The sequence below is a fragment of the bacterium genome, from assembly GCA_021158245.1.
Taxonomy (GTDB): Bacteria; Zhuqueibacterota; QNDG01; order QNDG01; family QNDG01; genus QNDG01.
Genome location: JAGGVB010000033.1, coordinates 1 through 2877 on the forward strand (window position 1 = coordinate 1; position 2877 = coordinate 2877).

4 protein-coding genes are annotated in these 2877 nt (G+C 38.2%); all 4 read right to left on the reverse strand.

The genetic code is table 11. From position 1 onward, the window contains the following. Positions 1-644 (reverse strand): diaminopimelate epimerase (locus J7K93_01780; protein ID MCD6115719.1); only part of this gene is annotated, 644 nt, incomplete at its 3' end. Next, positions 637-1671: a helix-turn-helix domain-containing protein gene (locus tag J7K93_01785; GenBank protein MCD6115720.1), complete on the reverse strand. Its 1035-nt coding sequence runs from the start codon at positions 1669-1671 to the stop codon at positions 637-639. The genes J7K93_01785 and J7K93_01780, both read right to left, overlap by 8 nt. 1 nt (position 1672) lies before the next feature. Beyond that, the gene (maf, locus tag J7K93_01790; protein MCD6115721.1) at positions 1673-2284 is read right to left on the reverse strand and encodes a septum formation protein Maf; all 612 of its coding nucleotides are present in this window, start codon (positions 2282-2284) and stop codon (positions 1673-1675) included. Positions 2285-2297: 13 nt separating this feature from the next. Beyond that, a complete protein-coding gene (dtd, locus tag J7K93_01795) occupies positions 2298-2738 on the reverse strand; it encodes a D-tyrosyl-tRNA(Tyr) deacylase (GenBank protein ID MCD6115722.1) in 441 nt (146 codons plus the stop codon). Positions 2739-2877: the final 139 nt, after the last annotated feature.

The following is a 2877-nucleotide window of genomic DNA, read 5'->3' on the forward strand; positions in this document are numbered from 1 at the left end:
GAGGCAACACTGCCTGTACCGCAGGAGAGAGTTTCTCCTTCAACTCCCCTCTCATAAGTACGTACTTTTATGCTGCTTTCTCCTGATTTCTGTACAAAATTGATATTTGCCCCATTCTCAAAGATAGGACTCTGTCTGTATGTTCTGCCGTATTTATCAACATCAACTCTATTAATATCCGGAACAAAAATGACTAAATGAGGCACTCCTGAAATTACAAATCCTCCTATCTTCCATTCCTGTTCTATCTCAATGTCTATATCAGAATTATAGCCTGACAGAGAACCGAACAAAACAGAAACGGATTCTTCCCCAACATTTGCCGAATAAACAGCTCCCGCAACTTCAATGTCAAATTGCCTTTGATTCACAATACCTTTCTCAAAAGCGAACCTTGCAGCACACCTCGCTCCGTTTCCGCACATAGCAGCATGCCTGCCGTCACTATTAAAATATGACATTTCAACAGGTGTATTCTTTCCGTTTTGAACAAGTATAACACCGTCAGCTCCGATAGAAAATCTTCTCTTGCAGATATTTTCAAAAAACCTCTGTTCATCTCCTTTAAAGATGCCTGTACGATTATCAAACACAATGAAATCGTTGCCGGTACCTGACATTTTTGCAAATTTTATTTTATTCATCAGTCCCTGCCTTTATATAAATTTCAGCTTTCTTTGCAATTTGTAAAAATTTATCTTCTACTAATTTTGGATTGTACTCTTTATTATGAAATACAATTCTTCCCAATTCTGTTCCCCTTGAAAGAAAAATTACAGAAGCTACCGCTGTAACATTGTGCAGCTCAGCAAGGCCTGCCGAATCATGAATATTCTCATCCACACCAACCAATGATAATGACACACCCGGCACATATGCTTCGTCTATAATTGAAATTAATTTTGCAGCAGTCTGCAAGGAGGTCTGATTCCATGATCCGAAGAATGCAACAATATTCATTCTGGGGTTCACTTGCTCCAGCGCCTGAATAAAACCCGGATCCTGCTTTGCGTTTTGAATAAGAGATTTAAAATTCTTTACAACAGACTCTATTTCTTCCTTAGTGACACTGCCGTAAAGTTCTGTTCCTGCAGTGCCTCTTATATGCAGGAAATCATCCTTTATTTCCATTCTAGCAGCTAATGCACTAAAATTGTTATTATTATTAACCGGGATTACTTTCTTCACCCTGTTCCTGAAAAGCACAGAATCTGCAAGAACTTCAGAAAAAGTACTTTCAACTCCTGCGGAATCAGGAACTGCAGATAAGAGAGAGAAACTTCCGCTCTCCGCAAAATCATGCTTCAAATATTTCAAATAGACTAAAGTAAAAAGAGCAATTACTGCAAATAATCCGATTACAGAGCTGTTTGTAATAAATTTCAAAAACCCGACGGATTTTTTTCCATCTGTATAAAAATCCGTATCAATTTTATTAAGCCTCAGTATCTCCAGGCCGGCTGATTTAATCAGGCCATCAGGATCAAGATCAAGTTCTACTGCAATGGATCTTAAAAATCCCTTCAAATTTACAGCAGGCAGACCCGGATCATCTCCATTTTCAATGGATTTAAGAATAGCTGTATCAATCCTTGTCCGCAGATGAAGGTCTTCAATGCTCATTCCTTTATTGGTACGGGCTTCTCTAATTTTATTTCCTGCTATTTTCATATTACAAATTAATCATCATTTTAATTATCTCTTCGGGATAAAGTTTTTTAAGCATTTTATAAAATTTTGCAGCCGGAAAACCAACAACATTATAAAAACAGCCCTCAATTTTATCAATAAAAACTGCGCTGCTGTCCTGAATTCCATAAGCTCCGGCTTTATCAAGGGGAGAACCTGTTTTAATATAAGCCGCTATCTCCCAATCTTCAAGTTTTTTGAATGTTACTTTTGTTTTCTCAAAATCTGAGACACAGGTTCCTTCTGTTTTAATCAGAGTTATTCCTGTAAAAACTTCGTGAGTTTTTCCTGAAAGCATTCTGAGCATTGTCCCTGCATGTTCTGCACTTTCCGGTTTTCCGAGTATTTCGCCGTCAAGAGCAACCAGAGTATCAGCTCCAATAACCAATGCATTTGACAAATTTTCTGCAGCAGCTTCTGCTTTTGCTTTTGACAAACCTACAACTGCATCTTCAGGTGTAGGAAAAGTGCTGTGATCTTCAGGTACATCTGAGATAATCTTTGTAAAATCAAATCCGATCTGGCTCAATATTGCAGAACGTCTCGGTGATCCTGAGCCAAGTACTATTTTTGGAATGCTGCTGTTCAAAATCAGATATACTCCTTTTTTACTCCTGTTCGAGAATCAGAGTCACAGGCCCGTCATTAACAAGTTCCACATCCATGTGCGCTCCGAATATTCCTGTCCGGACTTTAATGCCCATTTCTTTTAATATATTGACAAAATAATTATAAATTTTCCCGGCATCTTCAGGATCAGCAGCATCTGTAAAACTCGGCCTTCTTCCTTTTCTGCAGTCCCCGTAAAGAGTAAATTGAGAAACAACAAGCACATCACCTTTTGTGTCAATCAGAGAGAAATGAAATTTGCCTTCATCGTTTTCAAAAATGCGGAGATTAACACACTTTTCTGCAATCCAGCGGGCTGTTTCCTCATTGTCTCCCTTTTTTATTCCAAGCAGGATCAGGATTCCCCTGTCTATTTCCCCTGTGATTTCTCTGTCGACAAAAACTCTGGCATTTTTAACTCTCTGTACTACTGCTCTCATATTATCTCCCGAGAAAAACAGCAATTAGGCCGAAAAGCATATCTATCTTCATTATAGTACTGACTCTGGCAAAATTTTCTTTTGTCATATCCCTGTTTAAAGAAAGCATTATATAAACAAGAACAAGGTCAACACTCAA

Bases quoted from the DNA above. Each gene is read 5' to 3' on its own strand.
- J7K93_01785 (MCD6115720.1), bottom strand. From the start codon at position 1,671: ATGAAAATAGCAGGAAATAAAATTAGAGAAGCCCGTACCAATAAAGGA.
- dtd (MCD6115722.1), bottom strand. From the start codon at position 2,738: ATGAGAGCAGTAGTACAGAGAGTTAAAAATGCCAGAGTTTTTGTCGAC.